The following is a 20,333-nucleotide window of genomic DNA, read 5'->3' as shown; positions in this document are numbered from 1 at the left end:
ATATTTCAGTAGCGCAAAACGCTGATTTGACGCGGGTCTCAACTCCCTCTCCCCCTTGGGGGAGAGGGTAGGGGTGAGGGAGAAGCAGCCTCGAGGCTGCGCACATCCTCAGGGGGGAGGGAGAGCTCGTCAACCCTCGGCCACCGGCTGGCCGTTGACCCGCGTCTGCCCGGCCTTGTTGTACACCGTCAGGTTGGCCTCGTACCAGGTCAGCGTGGGGCGCGCGCCGAACAGGGTGGTGTACTCCTGCAGCTTGGCCTCGGTAAACCAGGCCTCGGCTGCGGCGCGGCTTTCCCATACGTACAGGCCGCCGGCGCCATGCTCGTTGCGCACGTAGTCCTTGCTGATCAGGCCTATTGAGCCGAGCTTGCGGAACTTGGGCGCCGACTGTTTGGCGATCTGATCTGGATGAACTGCTCTTCGGTGGGAGCGGGCAGGGCGAAGTGCCACAGGACGACGCAGGGGGCCATGGCGTGGGACTCCAAAAAGGCTAAGGGGAAATCATTGTAGGCAGCGCCAGCACTCCCCGGACAAGGGCCCAAGCCGCCAGGCGAAGGTGGCAACTGACGCGGTTTCAGTAACTGCGCCCGCCCTTGTACATGGCGTGCTGGCGCCGCGAGAGTTGCGTCACCTGCCCCACGCGCGCCATGGCCGTGCCGGCGTGGGCATGGGTAATGGCCAGCCCCAGCGCATCGGCCGCGTCGGTGCCCGGCAGGCCGGGCAGGGTGAGCAGGCGGCGCACCATCTCCTGCACCTGCGACTTCGCCGCGCGGCCGTGGCCGACCACGGCCTTCTTCATCTGCAGGGCCGTGTATTCGGCCACGGGCAGGTCGGCGTTGACCAGCGCAGTGAGCGCCGCGCCGCGCGCCTGGCCCAGCAGCAGGGTGGACTGGGGGTTGACGTTGACGAACACGATCTCCACCGCCGCCACATCGGGCCGGTAGCGCGCGGCGACCTCGGTGATGCCGTCGAACAGCAGCTTGAGCCGCCCCGGCAGGTCGCCCAGCGCGAGGCCCGTGGTGCGTATGGTGCCGCTGGCCACGTAGGCCAGGCGCTGGCCCTCGACGTCCACCACGCCGAAGCCGGTGGTCTGCAGGCCGGGGTCGATGCCGAGGATTCTCATTGCTATTAAAAATAGAGCTGTTGGGGCTTTATGTACAAACGTCAGGAGGCAAATTGAATCAAAGTAACCTGCCCTGGGCCATAGACCCGCGCAGGCCAAGGTTGGGCATCGGCGTCGAGCATGAGCAGTCGGACAGGGTGGTGGTATTCCGCCTTTGCCGCAGCCAGAGTCTGCAGCGTCTGCGCCAGACTGTCGCCCCGCAGCGTGCTGGCGATGATCAGCGTAGGCCGGCGCGGCCTGAAGCGTGCCAGCCGATCTGGTGCCGCGGGGTCTGGCGCGAGGTAGCCGCAGTCCCAGGGCTGGCGCGGGTGCCGCTTGCGCCACCACCTTAGCTCGTGCCACTTCACGGCGAGTTTGAGCTGCCAGCCCTTGAGCCTTGAAGCCGCGGACAGCGCGGCGAGTTCATCGTCTCGGTCGAGATGCCGCGCAAAGGCCGCGGCCAGGTGGGATGCGCCATCACAGTCCCGTCCCGCCATGACGGCCAGGCCGAGGCGCTCGGGTATATCGGGCAGCCGCCAGGGGTGCCAGAACGGCTTGCGCCCGTCCCCTGTGCCTGCCTGGCACCAGGATTCAAGGGCCGCCCACGCGCGCTGCTGTGCCGCATCCAGCGTTGGTGCCTGCCGCAATCCCGGTTCCGCGGCAGGGGGCGGCTGCAGCGCTTGGTCGTCATAACGGGCGATCAGGGTGGGGCCGATGCGTGCGCCCGCCCAAAGACATGGAACGAAAAGCAGGGATGCGTACACGGCCGCATTGCGCCAAGGGGCGGGCAATATGGCGGCCAGTAGCGCGCCCAGTAGCAGCGCGGGCGGCAGCGCCACGGCGAGGGCGGCCACCCAGTTGCGCAGGCGAGCGTCGCCGTGGCGGGTTTCGATGGCCAGGGGCATCTTTGGACCCGTGCTCATGGCAATTCGGCGCTTGCCATGCGCGCCATGATGGTGCGCGTGCGCCCCGCCAGATACGCCGAATTCGGCGTTTTCTCAAAGCGCTTGGGTGCCGGCAGCATCACGGCCAGGCGGGCGGCCTCGGGGGCGGTGAGCTGGCGCGCGCTCTTTCGGTAGTAATGCTGGGCGGCGGCCTCGGCGCCGAAGATGCCGGCGCCCCATTCCACGTTGTTCAGGTAGATCTCCAGGATGCGCTGCTTGGATAGAAATTGCTCCAGCGCCAGCGTGAGCACGAATTCCTGGCCCTTGCGCACCAGGTTGCGTTCGCCCGACAGCAACAAGTTCTTGGCCAGCTGCTGGGTGATGGTGGAGCCGCCACGGATTTTGGGTGCGCGGGCGTTGGGCCGGGCGGCGGCCTGGGCCTCGGCGCGGGCGTTGCGCTCCCAGGCCTTTTCTATGGCGTCCCATTCCACACCGTCGTGGTTGACGAAGTTGTCGTCCTCGGAGGCGATCACGGCGCGCTTCAGGTGGTCGGAGATCTGCGCGTAGGGCAGCCATTGCTGGCGCCAGTGCAGGCCGCCGTCCTGGCGCAGCTGCGCCCAGGCCTCGGAGCGCTGGAAGCTGGTGGATTCGGGGTCAAGCCAGGCCATGGCGGCGATGCGCGCCACGAAGAACAGCTGCAGCGCCACAAAGGCCAGCAGCACCAGGGCGATCCAGCGCAGCACGCCCCGCATTTCAGTAATCCACGGCGCTGCGCAGTACCCGCTGCCCATGCAACTGGCGCAACCCAGGCTGGGGCAGCCGAGCAAGGGCCGCCCCGCAGCGAGGGCTGCGTCCCCCTTCCCGCAGCGCGCAGCGGTGCGAGAGAAGGGGGAAGCGGCGCAGCCGCACAGGGGGTTGTTGCTTCATTTTGCGATGGCCGCGCGCAGCTCTTGCAGCACCTGGGCGGCGGGCGGGCGCTGGCCGCGCCAGAGCTGGAAGGCCTCGGCCGCCTGTTCCACCAGCATTCCCAGGCCGTCGCGCGCCTGGGCGCCGTGCTGGGTCGCCCAGTCCAGAAAGCCCTGGGCGGCGGGGCCATACATCATGTCGTAGGCCAGGCTGCCGGCGCGCAGCACGCTGGCGGGCACGGGCACGGCGCCGCCGGCCAGGCTGCTGGCCGTGGCGTTGATGATGACATCAAAATCGGCCTCCGGCGCTTGTATATCAAGCGCAAGTAGCTCTGTTTTGTGCAGCACTGCCAGCGCCGTGTGGCTGGCCACCAGGGCCTGGGCGCGCGCGCTCGTGCGGTTCACGACGGCAATGCGCCGGGGCTGGCGTTCGATCAGCGGCGCCAGCGCGCCGGCGGCGGCGCCGCCCGCGCCGACCAGCAGCAGGTCGCGCCCGGCCAGCGCCACGCCGGCATTGCGCTCTATGTCGGCCACCAGGCCCAGGCCATCGGTGTTGTCGGCGTGGATCTGGCCGTTGGCAAAGACCAGGGTGTTGGCCGCGCCGGCCAGTTGCACGCGCGCGCTGCGCGTGTCGGCAAGGTCTGCGGCCTGCAGCTTGAAGGGCACGGTGATGTTGCAGCCGCGCCCGCCGGCGGCGGCAAAGTCGCGCAGCGCCTGGGCAAAGCCGTCCAGCGCCACCAGGCGGCGTTCGTAGTGCAGCTGCTGGCCCGTCAGCTCGGCAAAGCGCGCGTGTATCCAGGGCGAGCGGCTGTGGGCGATGGGGTTGCCCATCACGCAGTACAGGTCGGGGGTGGTGCTCATCGGTATTAGTTTCTCATCGCACTTTGCGTAACCCGCTACGCATGAAACTGGCGCCACCCAAGCCAGGGCCGCCGCGCAAGGGCCACCCCGCCGCGCTGGCGGCGTCCCCCTGCCCGCATTGCGCAGCAATGCGAGAGCGGGGGCTGAGGGCCGCGGCTCCAAGCCTGCCTGCGCAGGCTTGGACGGCCCCGAAGGGCTGCCGCCTCTGGCGGCTGCACGGAGCGGCGTAGCCGCACAGGGGGGTGTTGTTTCACTTTAGCGCACGGCGGTTTCCAGGGTCTGGTCGTGCGTGAACTTGAAGCGCGAGACCACGGCGATCTGGTCGGCCTTGGCGCGCATGGCCGGGCCGAAGTGACCAAACGGCCCGGCTGCGCGGGCAATGGCCTCGGCGCGGCGATCGAGCAGGCGATTGCCCGAGCCCTGCACGACCTCGGTCTCCAGCACGCGACCGTCGTGGTTCACGGTCAGGATCATGATCAGCTCGCCGTAGAGCTTCTTGCCGCCCTGCTCGGGAAAGTTCTGCGTGCCCTTGTCCTCGACCTTGCGGCGCAGCCCGTCGTAGTACACGGCGTACACCTCCTCGCGCGTGGCGGGGCTGATGTAGCGCTTGCGCGGGCGGGCGTTTTCGTCGTTGATGCGCTTTTCTATCTCGGCCAGCAGCTTGACCAGCTGGCGGCGCCGTTCTTCCTGCTGTTCCTGGGCGCTGCTTTCGCTGGCCTTGCGCGGGTCGGGCTGGGGCAATATGGCCAGCTGCTGGCGCACCTGGGCCAGCAGCTGGGTTTGCTGCTCCAGCATCTGATCCATCTTGCGCTGGGCTTCCTCCAGGTCGTCGCCAATGGAGGTCAGGGCCGAGTAGGGCAGGGGGCTGGTGGCGCGGCCCTTGGCCGCCTCGCCCCCGCCGGCCAGCGAGGCCTGGGCGATGGCCTGGGCCTTGTCCGGGCGTTCGCTGGTCTTGGCGTTGACCAGGATGACCTCGAGCGGCGTGTCCTCGAACACGCGGTTGAAGCGCTCCGGGTCGATGAAGCGCACCGAGAGCAGCAGCGCGTGCAGGGCGATCGATACGCCCAGCGCGATCTGCAGCGTGGAGAGGCGCAGGAGGAAGGGGGGGACTTTCATCGCCGGGCCGCCCCAAGATGAAAGAGCGGCCCCCTCGGGGGGCAGCGACCCGCGAAGCGGTGGAGCGTGGGGGTGAGGTTCACGGGGGGCGATTATCCCGGCTGGCCGGTGCCAGGCTCGCTGCCCGCCCCATCGGTTTCGTTGATGTCCACGGCAATGGCGATAGGGCCGGCCACGGTGTCTTCCTCGTCCTCGTCCACGGGGCCGTCGTCGCTGGCATCCAGCGGGTCGTCCAGGCGCGCGATCAGCGTGCCGTTCACGTCCAGCGTGATCTCGTCGATCTCGCCCAGCTTCACGCGCACGCGCGCGCCGCGCGCCAGGCCCTGGGCGCCGAGCACCGGCAGCACCAGCGGCAGGCTGTCGGCGCGCACCAGAAAGCCGCCGTGCATGCCCTCCTTGATGACGGTGGCGTCCAGCTCGGTGATGGCGTTTTGCTGCAGGTATTTCAGCGTCCAGAAGCGCTCCATGCCGGCCTGGTAGCCGTTGTAGGCGCCGTAGGTGGCGTCAAAGCTGCTGATGATGGAGAACAGCTCGGCGTCCTTCGGCTTGAACGGCGCGGCCAGTGCGGCCGTCTTGCCATGGCGCGCGCAGGCAATGATCTGCCACTGGTTCACCAGATCCACATAGCGGCGCAGCGGTGATGTGGCCCAGGCGTAGCTCTTGACGCCAATGCCGGCGTGCGGCAGCGCCTTGGTCCCCATGCGTACCTTGATGCCGGGGGCCAGGCTGGCCTGGCTGCGGTAGATGCCGGGCACGCCATGCTCGGCCAGCATCTGGCCCCAATGGCTGTTGGCGACGATGGCGGCCTCGGCCACGATCAAATCGAGCGGCGCGCCGCGCTGGCGCGTGCTGATCTGCACCGTCTCGCTGCCCTGGGGCTCGGCCTTGCCGTTGCAAGGCTGGACGCCCCCCACGCTTGCCGCTGCGCTGGCTGCGCTGCCCCCCTGGGGGGCGTTCGCGCCTTCGGGCGGCCGTGCGGCGCTCAAGCGGAAGTTGTAGTCCGGCCGGTTGAAGGTCTCGGGCTTGCCGCGCACCTGTTCGCGCCCGGCCTTGAGCTGTTTTGCCAGACGATATAAAAAAGATAGCTGTTCACGCAGTTCCAGCAAGGCCTGCGGCGTATTTTCATGCTGAATGCTTGCATCGCCCAGCCATGCTTCGGTGACGATGTGGTCGAGCTGGTCGTGGCGCAGGTTCACGGTGACCGGCACGCGCTCCAGGCGCGTCTCGGTGGCGGTGATGGCCAGCGTCGCCTCGTCGATGGTCGCGTACAGCGACACGGCCGGGTTGGCGCGGCCCTCGTCCAGGGTGTAGATCTGCACCACCTCGTCGGGCAGCATGGTGATCTTGTAGCCCGGCATGTAGACCGTGGACAGGCGCTGGCGGCCCAGCTTGTCCAGGTCGCCGCCGGGCTGTATCGCCAGGCCGGGCGCGGCAATGTGTATGCCCACGGTGACCTGCCCCGTGCCCAGGCCGCGCACCGACAGGGCGTCGTCGATCTCGGTGGTTTGCGAGTCGTCGATGGAATAGGCCTGCACATCGGCCAGCGGCAGGTCCTGTGGCGGCTGCGGCGCGGCAAGTGGTGGGAAGGCCGTGCCCTTGGGGAAGTTCTCGAACAGAAAGCGCTTCCAGTGGAACTGGTAGGGCGAGTCGATGGCGCCCGCGGCCTGCAGCAGATCGAGCGGCGCCCTGTGCGCGGCGCGGCTGGCCTCGACCACGGCCTTGTACTCGGGCGTGTTCTTGTCCGGGCGGAACAGGATCTTGTAGAGCTGCTCGCGTATCGGCTGCGGGCAGCTGCCGGCCGCAAGTTCTGCGGCCCAGCCGTCGATCTGCGCCTGGAGCTGCTTCTTCTTCTCGATGCCCGCCAGCGCCTGGGCCAGGATGTCGGCCGGGGCCTTCTTGAAGCGGCCCTTGCCCGCGCGCCTGAAGTAATGCGGCGCATCAAACAGAGCCAGCAGCATGCCGGCCTGCTCGGTCACCGGGCAGTTGGCAGAGAAGTACTCGCGCGCCAGATCCGCAAAGCCGAACTCGTCCTCGGGGGCGAATTCCCAGGCCAGTGGCAGCTCGATGCCGGCGGCGATGTCGCGCGCCTGCGCCAGCAGCTCGGCGGGGGCCGGCTTGTCGAACTTCAAAAGGATGTTGGCGCCCTTGGCCTTGACGCGTTTGCCGGAGTCCAGCTCGATCTGCGCCGAGCTGTCGGTTTCGGAGAGGATGCGGCCGGCGAGGAATTTGCCGGCGTCGTCGAACAGTGCATGCATAGCCGGCGATTTTCCCATGCCGGCGTGCCGGCCCCGGGGACTGTCACCGCCGGCGGGTCGATCCTGCAGGGTCTACGGGGCCAGGTCGCAGAAGCGCAGCACCTCGGCCAGCTGCTGGGGGAAGCTGCTCAGCGCATGGTCGCCACCCTCCAGCACGCGCTGCTGCGCCTGCGGGTAGCGCGCCACCATCTCGCGCCAGTCCAGCAGTTCGTCGCCCTGGGCGGCGATCAGCAGCTCGGGCGCGGCCGGGGGCAGGTGGCTCACGTCCAGCGCCTGCAACTCGTCCACGAATTCGGGGCGGAAGAAAAAGCGTTCCTCCGGGTCATGCCAGCTGGTCTGCTCGCCAATATGGCGCGCCAGGTCGCGCGCCGGCTGCACGGCGGGGTTGAGCAGCACGCTCTTGCAGCGTGCCTGGCTTGCCACCCAGCTGGCGTAGTAGCCGCCCAGCGACGAGCCGATCACCGCCATGCCCGTGCCCTGGGGCCAATGGGCGATGCTGGCCGCCACCAGCGCCATGGCCGCGCGCGGCGAAGGCGGCAGCTGCGGGCACCAGAAGAACACGCCTGGGTGTTGGGCGGCCACGCGCTCGGCCGTCAGGCGGGCCTTGGCGGACTGGGGTGAGGAGCGAAAGCCGTGCAGGTAGAGCAGATGGGTGGTGGTCATGGGGGATTATGTGGCCGCCGATAATTGCGCCCCATGTCCACTTCCGCCTTCGACACGCCGTCCCTGCCGCAGCGCATCCTGCCCCTGTTCCGTGGCTTCGACTGGCCGCTGATCGGGCTGCTGCTGCTGCTGTCGGGCATAGGCCTGGTGGCCATGTACTCCTCGGGTTTTGACCATGGCACGCGCTTTTATGACCATGGGCGCAACATGCTGCTGGCGGCGGGCATTCTGTTCGTGGTGGCGCAGGTGCCGCCGCAGCGCCTGATGGTGCTGGCCGTGCCGCTGTATGCGCTGGGCGTGGCGCTGCTGGTGGCGGTGGCGCTGTTCGGCATCACCAAGAAGGGCGCCACGCGCTGGATCAACGTGGGCGTGGTGATACAGCCGAGTGAAATCATGAAGATCGCCATGCCGCTGATGCTGGCCTGGTGGTTCCAGAAGCGCGAGGGGCAGCTGCGCGCGGCGGAGTTCATCGTCGCCGGCGTGCTGCTGCTGATACCCGTGGGGCTGATCATGAAGCAGCCGGATCTGGGCACCTCGCTGCTGGTCATGGCCGCCGGCCTGTCGGTGATCTTCTTTGCCGGCCTGCCCTGGAAGCTGGTGGCGCCGCCGGTGCTGCTGGGCGCGCTGGGCATTGCGCTCATCGTCTGGTATGAACCCCAGCTGTGCGCCGACGGCGTGCGCTGGTCGGTGCTGCGCGACTACCAGCAGCAACGCATCTGCACCCTGCTGGACCCCACGCGCGACCCGCTGGGCAAGGGCTTTCACATCATCCAGGGCATGATCGCCATAGGCTCGGGCGGGGTCTGGGGCAAGGGCTTCATGTCGGGCACGCAGACGCATCTGGAGTTCATACCCGAGCGCACCACCGACTTCATCTTCGCCGCCTTCTCCGAAGAGTTCGGCCTGGCGGGCAACCTGGTGCTGATCTGCTGCTTCATCCTGCTGGTGTGGCGCGCCCTGGTGATCGCCGCCCACGCCGGCACGCTGTTTGGCCGCCTGATGGCCGGCGCCGTGGCGGTGATCTTCTTTGTCTACTCGTTCGTGAACATGGGCATGGTCAGCGGCATCCTGCCCGTGGTTGGTGTGCCATTGCCGTTTGTCAGCTATGGCGGCACGGCCATGGTCACGCTGGGGCTGGCGCTAGGGGTGCTGATGTCGGTGGCGCGCGCCCAGCACCAGCCCGACGAGGATCCGCCAGACACCTTCCAGGGCGGGCTGTAGCCGCCGGCCCAGACCGGGCGTAGGGTTGGCGGCGCCTGCCTACAATCGCCCCATGATCTCCCGCGAACCCACCATAGAACGCCTGGCCCTGGCCCGCGAGCTGCTGCTCACGCCCTTCGGCCTGGATGAATCCCACCTCTCCCGCGCGCTGGCGGAAATCCGCGCGCACCAGGTTGACGACGCCGACCTGTACTTTCAGTACACGCGCGCCGAGGGCTGGAGCCTGGAGGAGGGCATCGTCAAGACCGGGTCGTTTTCCATCGACCAGGGCGTGGGCGTACGCGCCGTCAGCGGCGAGAAGACGGCCTTTGCGTATTCCGACGACATCTCCCAGGCCTCGCTGCTCGATGCTGCCCGCACCGTGCGGTCAATTTCGGCTGCAGCCAAGGGTGGGAGAGCGCGAGTAGCTTCTAAAAAAATAGCTAAAAGCCGCTCCCTCTATCCGCATCTCGACCCCATCGCCAGCATGGACAGCACGGCCAAGGTGCAGTTGCTGGAGCGCGCCGAGCAGCGCGCCCGCGCCAAGGATCCGCGCGTGGTGCAGGTCATGGCGGGCCTGGCCAGCGAGTACGACGTGGTGCTGGTGGCGCGCGCCGACGGCCTGCTGGCGGCGGACGTGCGCCCGCTGGTGCGCCTGTCGATCACCGTGATCGCCGAGCAGGGCGGTCGGCGCGAGGTGGGCTCGGCCGGCGGCGGCGGGCGCTTCGGCCTGGCCTATTTCAGCGACGAGCAGATCGGCAAATATGTGGATGAGGCCGTCAACGCCGCCCTGGTGAACCTGGAATCGCGCCCCGCGCCGGCCGGCGAGATGACCGTGGTGCTGGGCCCGGGCTGGCCCGGCGTGCTGCTGCACGAGGCCGTGGGCCATGGGCTGGAGGGCGACTTCAACCGCAAGGGTTCGTCGGCGTTTTCCGGCCGCATTGGCCAGCGCGTGGCGGCCAAGGGCGTCACGGTGCTGGACGACGGCACCATTGCCGACCGGCGCGGCTCGCTCAACGTGGACGACGAAGGCCACGCCACGCAGCGCAATGTGTTGATCGAGGATGGCATCCTGAAGGGCTATATCCAGGACGCAATGAACGCGCGCCTGATGGGCGCCCAGCCCACCGGCAACGGCCGGCGCGAGAGCTATGCCCACATTCCCATGCCGCGCATGACCAACACCTACATGCTGGCCGGCGACAAGGATCCGCAGGAAATCGTCGCCAGCATCAAGAAGGGGCTGTACGCCACCAATTTTGGCGGCGGCCAGGTGGACATCACCAGCGGCAAGTTCGTGTTCTCGGCCAGCGAGGCCTATTGGGTGGAAAACGGCAAGATTCTCTACCCCGTCAAGGGCGCCACAATAGTCGGCAGCGGCCCCGAGTCGCTGAAAAAAGTGAGCATGATCGGCAACGACATGCGCCTTGACAGCGGCGTTGGCACCTGCGGCAAGGAGGGGCAGAGCGTGCCCGTGGGCGTGGGCCAGCCCACGCTGCGCATCGACGGCATCACCGTCGGGGGCACGGCCTGATGCCAAAACCTGTGGCGCCATGGCTACACCATGGTTTTGTTGCAGTGCCGCAAATCATGCTACATTGAAAGCCATGCCAGTCAACAGCGCGTTTTACTTTTACTTTTGGTTCTCTGTCCATGGCGGATGAGAGAGGTAGACGCGCACCCTGACCGAGCCCCCTTCTCACAAGAACCGCCGAAGCTGCAAAGCCCGGCGGTTTTTTTTGTTTTCAAACCTGTCCCGACCTACGCCCTATCCACCCACAAGGATCGCCCCATGACCGCATCTGCCTCGAGCCACGAAGCCTGGTATCCCAACGTCGAGAAAACCAGCCAGACCGACGACCAACGCATCGAGGACATCACCGTGCTCCCCCCTCCCGAACATCTGATCCGCTTCTTCCCCATTCGCGGCACCGAGGTCGAATCGCTGATTGGCGACACGCGCCGCAACATCCAGCGCATCATGAGCGGCGAGGACGACCGCCTGCTGGTCATCCTCGGCCCCTGCTCCATCCACAACCCCCAGGCGGCGCTGGAATACGCGCAAAAGCTCAAGGCGGTGCGCGCGCAGTACAAGGATCAGCTCGAGGTGGTGATGCGCGTCTACTTCGAGAAGCCGCGCACCACTGTGGGCTGGAAGGGCCTGATCAACGACCCCTACCTGGATGGCAGCTACCGCATCGACGAGGGCCTGCGCATCGCGCGCCAGCTGCTGATCGACATCAACCGCATGGGCGTGCCGGCAGCGAGCGAGTTTCTGGACGTGATCAGTCCGCAGTACATCGGCGACCTGATCAGCTGGGGCGCCATCGGCGCGCGCACCACCGAAAGCCAGGTGCATCGCGAGCTGGCCTCCGGCATCTCGGCGCCCATCGGCTTCAAGAATGGCACCGACGGCAACATCCGCATCGCCACCGACGCCATCCAGTCCGCCAGCCGCGGCCACCATTTCCTGTCGGTGCACAAGAACGGCCAGGTGGCCATCGTGCGCACCGCCGGCAACAAGGATTGCCATGTCATCCTGCGCGGTGGCAAGGCGCCCAACTACGACGCCGAGAGCGTGGCCATCGCCTGCAAGGATCTGGCGGCTGCCGGCCTGCCGGCTTCGCTGATGGTGGACTGCAGCCACGCCAACAGCAGCAAGCAGCATGAGCGCCAGCGCGACGTGGCGCATGACATCGCCGGCCAGATCGCCGGCGGCTCGCGTAGCGTGTTCGGCGTCATGATCGAGGGCCATCTGCAGGCCGGCGCGCAGAAGTTCACACCGGGCAAGGACGACCCTGCAAAGCTGGAGTACGGCAAGAGCATCACCGATGCCTGCCTGGGTTGGGACGATTCCGTGGCCTGCCTGGCCGAGCTGGCGTCCGCCGTGCAGGCGCGCCGTTCGGTGTAAGCTGCACTGGCACATCACCACCCATCTCAAGAAAGACGAGCTATGCAGAGCGAAGTATTGGTCACCCTCTCGCCCGGACAGGAATTCCGCCTGAGTACCGAAGGCCCAACCCTCAGCAACGAGCAAGCCCGCCGCTGGCTGGATGACGAGTTCACGCGCCTGGACTGCGAACCCCTGCGCGCCAGCGGCAAGGTGTTGCTGGCCGACAAGGTGCTCACCGTGGCCCAGGCCGCGGGCGCCACGCTGCTGGCCGACCGCCAGTGGTCCAGCCAGTTTGCCCGCGCCACCGTCGCGGCGCTGACCCGTCCCGTGGTGCGGGTGGACGTGGCGGCCATGGCCGTCACGTTCTGACACTCTGAAAATTCGGATGAAATAGGCTGTTTGCGCTTGATGGATAAGCGCCAACAGCTATTAATTTGATAGTTTATTGAGCAGCTTGGCGTGTATGCCGCCAAAGCTGCCATTGCTCATGCAGACGATGTGGTCGCCCGGTCGCGCCTGCGCCACCAGGTCGGTCGCCAGTTGGTCAACGTCTGCCGCCGTGCTGGCCCGCGCGCCCATCGGCGCCAGGGCTTCGGCGGCATCCCAGTCCAGCCCGGCGGTGTGGCAAAAGGCCAGGTCGGCCGAGGCCAAGGCCCAGGGCAGCTGCGCCTTCATGGTGCCCAGCTTCATGGTGTTGCTGCGCGGCTCGAAGGCCGCGAGGATGCGCGCCTCGGGGCCCACGCGCCGGCGCAGGCCATCGAGCGTGGTGCGCAGGGCCGTGGGGTGATGGGCAAAGTCGTCATAGACGCTGATACCGCGCACCTGGCCGCGCAGCTCCATGCGGCGCTTCACGTTCTCGAAGCGCGCCAGCGCCTGGGCCGCCTGGTCGGGGGCCACGCCCACATGCTCGGCGGCAGCAATCGCCGCCAGGGCATTGAGCTGGTTGTGTGTGCCGCTCAACCCCCACCGCACACGCGCCACCGGTTCGCCGCGCTGCAGCACCTCGAAATCATGCGGCTCGCCGCGTGCGCTGAAGTCGCTCACGGCCGCCCCAAAGCTGGCTACCGCGCTCCAGCAGCCGGCGTGCAGCACGCGCGCCAGGCTTTCCTCCAGCCCGTTGAACACCACCCGGCCCGAGGGCGGCACGGTGCGCACCAGATGGTGGAATTGCCGCTCGATCGCCGCCAGATCGTCAAAGATGTCGGCGTGATCGAACTCCAGGTTGTTCAGCACGGCGGTGCGCGGGCGGTAGTGCACGAACTTGCTGCGTTTGTCGAAGAAGGCGGTGTCGTACTCGTCGGCCTCAATCACGAACAGTGGCCGCTCCTGTCCCGCCGCCAGCGACCCCAGGCGCGCCGAGATGCCGAAGTTCATGGGCACGCCGCCGACCAGAAAGCCGGGCGCCAGGCCCGCGCATTCCAGAATCCAGGCCAGCATCGAGGTGGTGGTGGTCTTGCCATGCGTGCCGGCCACGGCCAGCACATGGCGGCCGGTCAGCACCTGCTCGGCCAGCCATTGCGGGCCGCTGGTATAGGGCGCGCCCGCGTCCAGAATGGCCTCCATCAGCGGGAATTTCGGGCTGCCATCGGCCAGCCGGGCGCGGCTGACCACGTTGCCGACGACGAACATGTCGGGCGCCAGCGCCAGCTGCTCGGCGCCATAGCCCTCGATCAGCTCTATGCCCAGCGCGCGCAGCTGGTCGCTCATCGGCGGGTAGACGCCGCTGTCGCAGCCGGTGACGCGGTGACCCGCCTCGCGCGCCAGGGCGGCCAGGCCGCCCATGAAAGTGCCGCAAATGCCTAGGATATGTATGTGCATGGGGCGTGATTCTAGGGAGCTGGCGTCTGGTTATGGATTTTGAACAAAAATGGCCATTGATGCTTGTGCAATCAGCGCAAATAGCTATCGAATTAGGAGTATTCTTTGGGGGTGTCAGCAAACCCGGTGTGTCGTGCACGGGGTATTCCCTGTCTTGGCCTGGGCTTGACGCCACAATGGAGGCCCGTGTCCGGGATTGTCGCCACCATGGAAAACGCCCTCGCTACCGAAATTGCCAACTCCGCAGCCCGCCTGGTGGTCGAGGAGGGGTTGGACTGGGGGCCGGCCAAGCGCCGCGCCGTCAAGGTGCTGGGCCTGCCCGCGCGCACGCCCTTGCCCGACAACGAGCAGGTCGAGGATGCGGTGCGCGCCTACATAGAGCTGTTCTGTGCCGACACCCAGCCGCGCGAGTTGCGCGCTCTGCGCGAGCTGGCCCTGTTGTGGATGGAGCGCATGCAGGCCTTTCGCCCCTATCTGGGCGGCGCGGTCTGGCATGGCACGGCCACGCGCCTGTCCGACATTTTCATTGCGCTGTTCTGCGACGATCCCAAGTCTGCGGAAATCGCGCTGATAGACCACCGTGTGAACTATGAGCCGGGCAGCACCAAGGGCATGCGCGGCGAGCAGGTCGAGGTGCTCAGCCTGAGCAGCCACAGCCGCGAGCTGAACGAGGAGATCGGTGTGCACTTGTTGATCTATGACCTGGACGATCTGCGCGGCGCGTTGCGTCCCGATGGGCGTGGCCGCACGCCGCGGGGCGACATCGATGCTGTTCGCCGGTTGCTGCAGCAATCCCCTACTTCCTTGGTGCATCCATGAGCCATTCATCCGTCGAGCCTGGTGTTGATTCGTCGCAGGCGCTGCAGGCCTCGCGTCGTCGCTTGTTCCTGTGGGGGGCCGGCGCGGCGGCCGGCCTGGCCGGGGCGGGCCTGGCCGCGTGGCGCTTGCGGGTCGCCGACGCGCAGGCGGATCAGCCGCAGGCCCTGTGGGACGCCAGCTTCGAGGGGGTTGGCGGCGAGACGTTGCAGATGGCCTCCATGCGTGGCCGCCCCTTGCTGTTGAACTTCTGGGCCACCTGGTGCCCGCCCTGCGTGCAGGAGCTGCCCCTGCTGAACGCCTTTTACGGCGAACACCGCGCCAAAGGCTGGCAGGTGCTTGGCCTGGCTATCGATCAGCCGGCCAATGTGCAAAAATTCCTGCAACGCATGCCGCTGGACTTTCCCGTGGTGTTGGGCGGCCTCGGCGGAGCCGAGCTGTCGCGTGGCTTGGGCAACGACAAGGGAGGGCTGCCATTTACGGTGATGTTTGCCGCAGATGGCAGCATATCGAAGCGTAAAATAGGCCAGTTGACGGAGAAAGATCTGGAAAGCTGGTTCAAGAGCGTGTAACCCCGGTCCTCTGCATGAGAAAGTGGATTTTTGGGGTTGTTTCGGTGAAATAGACCGAAATTAGGGTAAATTCGCCCCCCCATTCCGTTTCTAGCCGTTGGAGCTCCCATGGATTTGCGAAAACTCAAAACCCTCATTGATCTGGTCTCCGAGTCGAATGTTTCCGAACTCGAGATCACCGAAGCCGAGGGCAAGGTGCGTATCGTCAAGAGCGGTACGGCCGTGGTGCAGCAGTTTGTCGCCGCTCCCGTGCAACAGGCGCCGGTGGCTGCCGCCGCGGCAGCTGTCGCGGCGCCCGTGGCCGAATTGCCGGCCCCGGCTGCTGCGGCCATGCCCGCGGGCCACACGGTCAAGTCGCCCATGGTAGGCACGTTCTACCGTGCCTCCAGCCCTGGTGCCAAGCCTTTTGTCGAGGTAGGCAGCCAGGTCAAGGAAGGCGAAACCATCTGCATCATCGAGGCCATGAAGATCCTCAACGAGATCGAGGCCGACAAGTCGGGCACCGTCACGCGCATCCTGGGCGAGAACGGCCAGGCGGTCGAATACGGTCAACCGCTGTTCATCATCGAATAAAGCGGGTCTGCGCTTATGTTCAAAAAAATCCTCGTCGCCAATCGTGGTGAGATAGCGCTTCGGATTCAGCGCGCCTGCCGCGAGCTGGGCATCAAGGCGGTGATGGTCTATTCCGAGGCCGACCGGGATGCCAAGTACGTCAAGCTGGCCGATGAGGCGGTGTGCATTGGCCCGGCGCCTTCGCCGCTGTCCTACCTGAACATGCCGGCCATCATTTCGGCGGCCGAGGTCACCGATGCCGAGGCCATCCATCCCGGCTATGGTTTTCTGTCGGAGAACGCCGACTTTGCCGAGCGGGTCGAAAAAAGCGGTTTCCAGTTCATTGGCCCGACGCCCGAGAACATCCGCACCATGGGCGACAAGGTGTCGGCCAAACAGGCCATGATCAAGGCCGGCGTACCCTGCGTGCCGGGCTCGGACGGCGAGCTGCCCGAGGATCCGGTGCAGATCCGCCGCATCGCCAAGAGCATCGGCTATCCGGTGATCATCAAGGCCGCCGGCGGCGGCGGCGGGCGCGGCATGCGCGTGGTGCACACCGAGGCGGCGCTGGTGAACGCGGTGCAGATGACCAAGGCGGAAGCGGGCGCGGCCTTTGGCAACCCGGCCGTGTACATGGAAAAGTTCCTGCAGAACCCGCGCCACATCGAGATCCAGGTGCTGGCCGACAAGCACCGTAACGCCGTCTACCTGGGCGAGCGTGACTGCTCCATGCAGCGGCGCCACCAGAAGGTCATCGAAGAGGCGCCGGCCCCGGGCATTCCGCGCAAGCTCATCGAACGCATCGGCGATCGTTGCGTCGCGGCCTGCAAGAAGATCGGCTACCGCGGCGCGGGCACCTTCGAGTTCCTGTACGAAAACGGCGAGTTCTACTTCATCGAGATGAACACCCGCGTGCAGGTCGAGCACCCGGTCACCGAGTGGATCACCGGCGTGGACATCGTGCGCACCCAGATCATGGTGGCGGCCGGCGAGAAGCTGCCCTTCACCCAGCGCCAGATCCAGATCCAGGGCCACGCCATCGAATGCCGCGTGAATGCCGAGGATCCATACCGGTTCATTCCCTCGCCGGGCCGCATCACCATGTGGCATGCACCGGGTGGCCCGGGTGTGCGCGTGGACTCGCATGCCTACACCAACTACTACGTGCCGCCGAATTACGACTCCATGATCGGCAAGATCATCGTGCATGGCGACACGCGGGAGCAGGCCCTGGCGCGCATGCGCACGGCGCTGTCCGAGACGGTGATCGAGGGCATCAACACCAATGTGGATCTGCACCGCGAGCTGCTGGTGGACGCCAAGTTCGTCGCCGGCGGCACCAACATCCACTACCTTGAGGAGTGGCTGGCGCAGCGCAAGCGCTGATGGCCCGCCCCATTCACGGCAATGCCGGCTTCTGGCGACAGATGCCGGCATTTTTTTTCTTGATTGCACGACGCGAAGGTGTGCCCCATGTTTGAACTGAGCCTGCTATGCCCCGAAGACCGGGTGGAGACCCTGAGCGAGGCCTTTGATGCGCTGGAGGCGCTGAGCGTGTCGGTGGAGGACGCCGACGCCCAGACCGATGCCGAGCAGGCGCTGTTCGGCGAGCCCGGCATGCCCGCGCCGCGCGAGGGCTGGCAGCGCAGCCGCATCACGGCGTTGTTTGCCACCCGGCAGGCGGCCGATGAGGCCGTGCAGCTGCTGCAGGTGCAGGATTTCTTCGCCGGCTGCAGCGTGCTGGGTATCGCAGCCGTGCAGGAGCAGGACTGGGTGCGGCTGACGCAGTCGCAGTTCGAGCCGGTGGAGATCACGCCGGACTTCTGGATCGTCCCGACCTGGCACGAGCTGCCCGCAGCCGCACTGCGCAGCATTCGGCTGGATCCGGGCTTGGCCTTCGGCACCGGCACCCATCCCACGACACGCATGTGCCTGCGCTGGATTGCGCGCCAGGGTGGTGCTGATGGAGTTCGGGCGCTCGGGCGCGTGCTCGACTATGGCTGTGGCTCCGGCATTCTGGCCATGGGTGCTGCCAAGTTTGGCGCCTCCGACATCGATGCCGTGGACATTGATGCCGCGGCCGTGGAAGCCACGCGCCAGAACGCCCAGGCCAATGGCGTGCAGCTGAACGCCGGCCTGCCGGATCAGGCGCGGGGCGAATATCAAACGGTACTGGCCAATATTCTTGCCACGCCGCTGAAGGTGCTGGCGCCCTTGTTGTGCGCGCATGTGGCGCGTGGCGGGCATTTGGTGCTGGCTGGCATTCTGGAACGCCAGGCCGAGGAGCTGCAGCAGGCTTACGCACCATGGCTGCCGCTGCAGGTGGCAGACAGCGAGGACGGCTGGATTCTGATGACCGCGCGGCGCTGAGCGGCAGGCGCGCGCGCCTCGCGTGGGCCTCTGGTCGCCACCTACAATCCACAGCCGATGAGCCAGATCACCCGCTGCCCCCACTGCGCAACAGCCTTCAAGGTGGTTGCCGATCAGCTGCGGATATCTGACGGCTGGGTGCGCTGCGGGCAATGCAAGGAGGTGTTCGACGCGTCCGAGCATTTGCTGATGGACGAATCCGAACCCCTGTTGCCCGAGATGCCGCTGCACGGCCTGCATGCACCCCAGCAGAGCGGCGCCCTAACGCCGGACAGCGTTCATGTCTGGGGCAGTGCCCGAGGGACTGAACCATCGGCCACGCCCGAAGGGCCGCCCGCGGATCTGGCGCCACCGCAGGCAGCGGAAGGGCAGGAACTTAATCAACCGTCTGTCATGACAGGCGCCGTACCGGAGGGTGCGGACACGCCGCGGTACGCCGAGGTGCGGGCCCATGCCGGTACGCCCGCCCATGCTGACGACACACATGAACCCATTGTGCTGTCGTCCCTGCTCAGGCAGGAATCGTCGGCGCAAGCTCTGATGGCACCTGCAGCACCGCTGCAGGAGATCCAGGGTTATGAACTGCCCGGTGCGCAGCAGAGTGATTCCGGGTGGCCGGAGGACACCGTCGCTGAGGCACCCGTGGCGCCCGAGGCCGGTGCAGAGGGCGCGCCCACGCCGTTGCCGCAGGAGCCCACCGCAGCGGCTTCCGAGAACAGTGATGAGCAGCCTGCACAAGCTGAACAGCCCGATCTGCAGGTGCTGGAGCCTGTGCAGCCCGAGCCCCTGCTGGCCGAAGAGGCGGCGCTGATGCCGACCGTCGCTCTTGCCGACCCCGACCCCGCGCACGCCGAGACAGCAGCATTGCCCGAAGAACCCGGCTTTGTTGCGACGGCGCGGCGCAAGGCGTTCTGGCGCCAGCCCGTGGTGCGAGCTGCCTTGGTGATGCTGGGATTGGTATTTTTGCTGGCGCTGAGCCTGCAGATGACGCTGCAAGAGCGCGAACTGATCGCTGCACGCAACCCGGCAATGCGCACCTTGCTCGAGCAGCTGTGCCAGCCCCTGGGGTGCACCCTGGACGCGCCACAGCGCATCGAGGCCGTGGTGATCGACAGCTCGTCCTTTCTGAAGCCGCGCCACGACGATGCGAGCTACGAGTTGCAAATGGCCATCAAGAACAATGCGACGTTTGCAGTGGCCATGCCCGCACTGGAGCTGACATTGACCGATGCACAGGATCAGACCTTGCTGCGTCGTGTGTTGCTGCGTGACGAATTGGGCGCTCCAGCCCAGTTGGCGCCCGGCGCCACATGGAGCGCCTCTGTGCCCATGCAGGTCATGCAGGGTGCGGCGCAGGTGGCCGGTTATCGCTTGCTGGCCTTTTACCCCTGAGTTTTTTTACTTCCCACCCCTGACCCTATGGCTGCCCTGATCTGCGGTTCCCTGGCATTTGACAGCATCATGACCTTCGAGGGGCGCTTTGCCGAGCAAATATTGCCCGCGCAATTGCATATCCTGAACGTGTCCTTCCTTGTGCCCACACTGCGCCGTGACTTTGGTGGCTGTGCCGGCAATATTGCCTACAGCCTTAAGCTGCTGGGCGGAGATCCCCAGCCCATGGCCATGTTGGGCGCCGATGGCGGCGAGTATCTGGCGCGCCTGCAACAGCTGGGCATAGATACCCGCTACGTTGGCCAGGCAGGCGACACCTATACGGCGCAGGCCATGATCATGACCGACCGTGACAACAACCAGATCACCGCCTTCCATCCGGGCGCCATGATGCAGGCGCACGCCAACCGCATCGGGCCGGATGCCGGCGCACGAATCGGCATCATCGCCCCCGATGGACGCGATGCCATGCTCCAGCATGCGGCGCAGTTTGTCGAGGCGGGCATCCCCTTCGTGTTCGATCCGGGCCAGGGTCTGCCCATGTTCGATGGCGACGAGCTGCGCCGTTTCGTTGCGCAGGCCGGGTGGATTGCCGTCAACGACTACGAGGGCAAGATGTTGTGCGACCGCACGGGCTGGTCTCTGGCAGAACTGTCGCAGCAGGTGACCGGGCTCGTCGTCACGCTGGGCGCCGAGGGTTGCGAGGTCTGGGAGCAAGGCGCCAGAACCAAGGTCGATCCCGTGACACCCGCGCAGGTCGTGGACCCTACGGGTTGCGGGGACGCCTGGCGCGGTGGCCTGCTGTATGGCCTGGAAAAGGGCTGGCCCCTGGTGCGCTGCGCCGAGCTGGGCAATCGCCTTGGGGCGCTGAAGATTGCGCAGCGCGGCCCACAGAACTATCAGCTCGACTTCACGCCGGATTGACGTAAAAAAA

The 20,333-nt window shown here is 66.7% G+C and carries 20 protein-coding genes; 11 read left to right on the top strand and 9 right to left on the bottom strand.

The genetic code is table 11. The features are described from left to right. Positions 1–129: 129 nt before the first annotated feature. The 8 genes from P4826_RS09320 to P4826_RS09285 form a co-directional block, all read right to left on the bottom strand. Complete coding sequence (locus P4826_RS09320) at positions 130–450, bottom strand: monooxygenase (RefSeq protein ID WP_317703562.1); 321 nt, start codon at positions 448–450, stop codon at positions 130–132. A gap of 124 nt (positions 451–574) precedes the next feature. After that, positions 575–1,123 (bottom strand): crossover junction endodeoxyribonuclease RuvC, encoded by a 549-nt coding sequence (gene ruvC, locus P4826_RS09315; protein WP_317703561.1) that lies wholly within the window; start codon positions 1,121–1,123, stop codon positions 575–577. Positions 1,124–1,164: 41 nt separating this feature from the next. Then, positions 1,165–2,025 carry a hypothetical protein gene (locus P4826_RS09310; protein WP_317703560.1) on the bottom strand — a complete coding sequence of 287 codons (861 nt, stop codon included), beginning with the start codon at positions 2,023–2,025 and terminating at the stop codon, positions 1,165–1,167. Next, positions 2,022–2,738 (bottom strand): monofunctional biosynthetic peptidoglycan transglycosylase, encoded by a 717-nt coding sequence (gene mtgA, locus P4826_RS09305; protein WP_317703559.1) that lies wholly within the window; start codon positions 2,736–2,738, stop codon positions 2,022–2,024. The genes P4826_RS09310 and mtgA overlap by 4 nt, the downstream gene beginning before the upstream one ends. A gap of 171 nt (positions 2,739–2,909) precedes the next feature. Next, positions 2,910–3,752 carry a shikimate dehydrogenase gene (gene aroE / locus P4826_RS09300; protein WP_317703558.1) on the bottom strand — a complete coding sequence of 281 codons (843 nt, stop codon included), beginning with the start codon at positions 3,750–3,752 and terminating at the stop codon, positions 2,910–2,912. Positions 3,753–4,007: 255 nt separating this feature from the next. Continuing rightward, positions 4,008–4,868, bottom strand: a complete 861-nt coding sequence (locus P4826_RS09295; RefSeq protein ID WP_317703557.1) for an energy transducer TonB — start codon at positions 4,866–4,868, stop codon at positions 4,008–4,010. 92 nt (positions 4,869–4,960) lie between these two features. Then, positions 4,961–7,123: a ribonuclease catalytic domain-containing protein gene (locus tag P4826_RS09290; protein WP_317703556.1), complete on the bottom strand. Its 2,163-nt coding sequence runs from the start codon at positions 7,121–7,123 to the stop codon at positions 4,961–4,963. Between the two features lie 72 nt (positions 7,124–7,195). Beyond that, entirely contained in the window at positions 7,196–7,786 is a 591-nt protein-coding gene (locus P4826_RS09285; protein ID WP_317703555.1) for a YqiA/YcfP family alpha/beta fold hydrolase, read from the bottom strand. Positions 7,787–7,819: 33 nt separating this feature from the next. Between P4826_RS09285 and rodA the strand changes: the two genes are divergently transcribed. The 4 genes from rodA to P4826_RS09265 all read left to right on the top strand — a co-directional run bounded on the left by rodA (position 7,820) and on the right by P4826_RS09265 (position 12,248). Next, positions 7,820–9,007, top strand: coding sequence for a rod shape-determining protein RodA (rodA, locus tag P4826_RS09280; protein ID WP_317703554.1), 1,188 nt, complete (start codon positions 7,820–7,822; stop codon positions 9,005–9,007). Positions 9,008–9,059: 52 nt separating this feature from the next. Continuing rightward, the gene (tldD, locus tag P4826_RS09275) at positions 9,060–10,520 is read left to right on the top strand and encodes a metalloprotease TldD (protein WP_317703553.1); all 1,461 of its coding nucleotides are present in this window, start codon (positions 9,060–9,062) and stop codon (positions 10,518–10,520) included. Between the two features lie 258 nt (positions 10,521–10,778). Further along, positions 10,779–11,897: a 3-deoxy-7-phosphoheptulonate synthase gene (locus tag P4826_RS09270; protein WP_317703552.1), complete on the top strand. Its 1,119-nt coding sequence runs from the start codon at positions 10,779–10,781 to the stop codon at positions 11,895–11,897. Between the two features lie 42 nt (positions 11,898–11,939). Beyond that, the gene (locus tag P4826_RS09265; RefSeq protein ID WP_317703551.1) at positions 11,940–12,248 is read left to right on the top strand and encodes a hypothetical protein; all 309 of its coding nucleotides are present in this window, start codon (positions 11,940–11,942) and stop codon (positions 12,246–12,248) included. A 60-nt stretch (positions 12,249–12,308) separates the two neighbouring features. Here P4826_RS09265 and mpl read toward each other — a convergent pair whose 3' ends face one another. Continuing rightward, complete coding sequence (mpl, locus tag P4826_RS09260; protein ID WP_317703550.1) at positions 12,309–13,697, bottom strand: UDP-N-acetylmuramate:L-alanyl-gamma-D-glutamyl-meso-diaminopimelate ligase; 1,389 nt, start codon at positions 13,695–13,697, stop codon at positions 12,309–12,311. A gap of 207 nt (positions 13,698–13,904) precedes the next feature. Between mpl and P4826_RS09255 the strand changes: the two genes are divergently transcribed. The 7 genes from P4826_RS09255 (at position 13,905) to P4826_RS09225 (ending at position 20,323) form a co-directional block, all read left to right on the top strand. Further along, positions 13,905–14,516, top strand: a complete 612-nt coding sequence (locus P4826_RS09255; protein WP_317703549.1) for a hypothetical protein — start codon at positions 13,905–13,907, stop codon at positions 14,514–14,516. Continuing rightward, a complete protein-coding gene (locus tag P4826_RS09250) occupies positions 14,513–15,085 on the top strand; it encodes a TlpA family protein disulfide reductase (protein WP_317703548.1) in 573 nt (190 codons plus the stop codon). Before P4826_RS09255 ends, P4826_RS09250 begins: the two co-directional genes overlap by 4 nt. 108 nt (positions 15,086–15,193) lie before the next feature. Continuing rightward, entirely contained in the window at positions 15,194–15,658 is a 465-nt protein-coding gene (gene accB, locus P4826_RS09245) for an acetyl-CoA carboxylase biotin carboxyl carrier protein (RefSeq protein ID WP_317703547.1), read from the top strand. A gap of 15 nt (positions 15,659–15,673) precedes the next feature. Then, on the top strand, positions 15,674–17,023 hold the full coding sequence (accC, locus tag P4826_RS09240) for an acetyl-CoA carboxylase biotin carboxylase subunit (RefSeq protein ID WP_317703546.1): 1,350 nt from the start codon (positions 15,674–15,676) through the stop codon (positions 17,021–17,023). A gap of 87 nt (positions 17,024–17,110) precedes the next feature. After that, positions 17,111–18,007, top strand: a complete 897-nt coding sequence (gene prmA, locus P4826_RS09235; protein WP_317703545.1) for a 50S ribosomal protein L11 methyltransferase — start codon at positions 17,111–17,113, stop codon at positions 18,005–18,007. Between the two features lie 57 nt (positions 18,008–18,064). Further along, entirely contained in the window at positions 18,065–19,399 is a 1,335-nt protein-coding gene (locus tag P4826_RS09230; RefSeq protein WP_317703544.1) for a DUF3426 domain-containing protein, read from the top strand. 27 nt (positions 19,400–19,426) lie between these two features. After that, entirely contained in the window at positions 19,427–20,323 is an 897-nt protein-coding gene (locus P4826_RS09225) for a carbohydrate kinase family protein (protein WP_317703543.1), read from the top strand. Positions 20,324–20,333: the final 10 nt, after the last annotated feature.

Source organism: Diaphorobacter limosus, assembly GCF_033100095.1.
Lineage (GTDB): Bacteria > Pseudomonadota > Gammaproteobacteria > Burkholderiales > Burkholderiaceae_C > Alicycliphilus > Alicycliphilus limosus.
The sequence above is the reverse complement of the archived record's forward strand: the minus strand, read 5'-3'. Positions and strand labels throughout refer to the sequence as shown.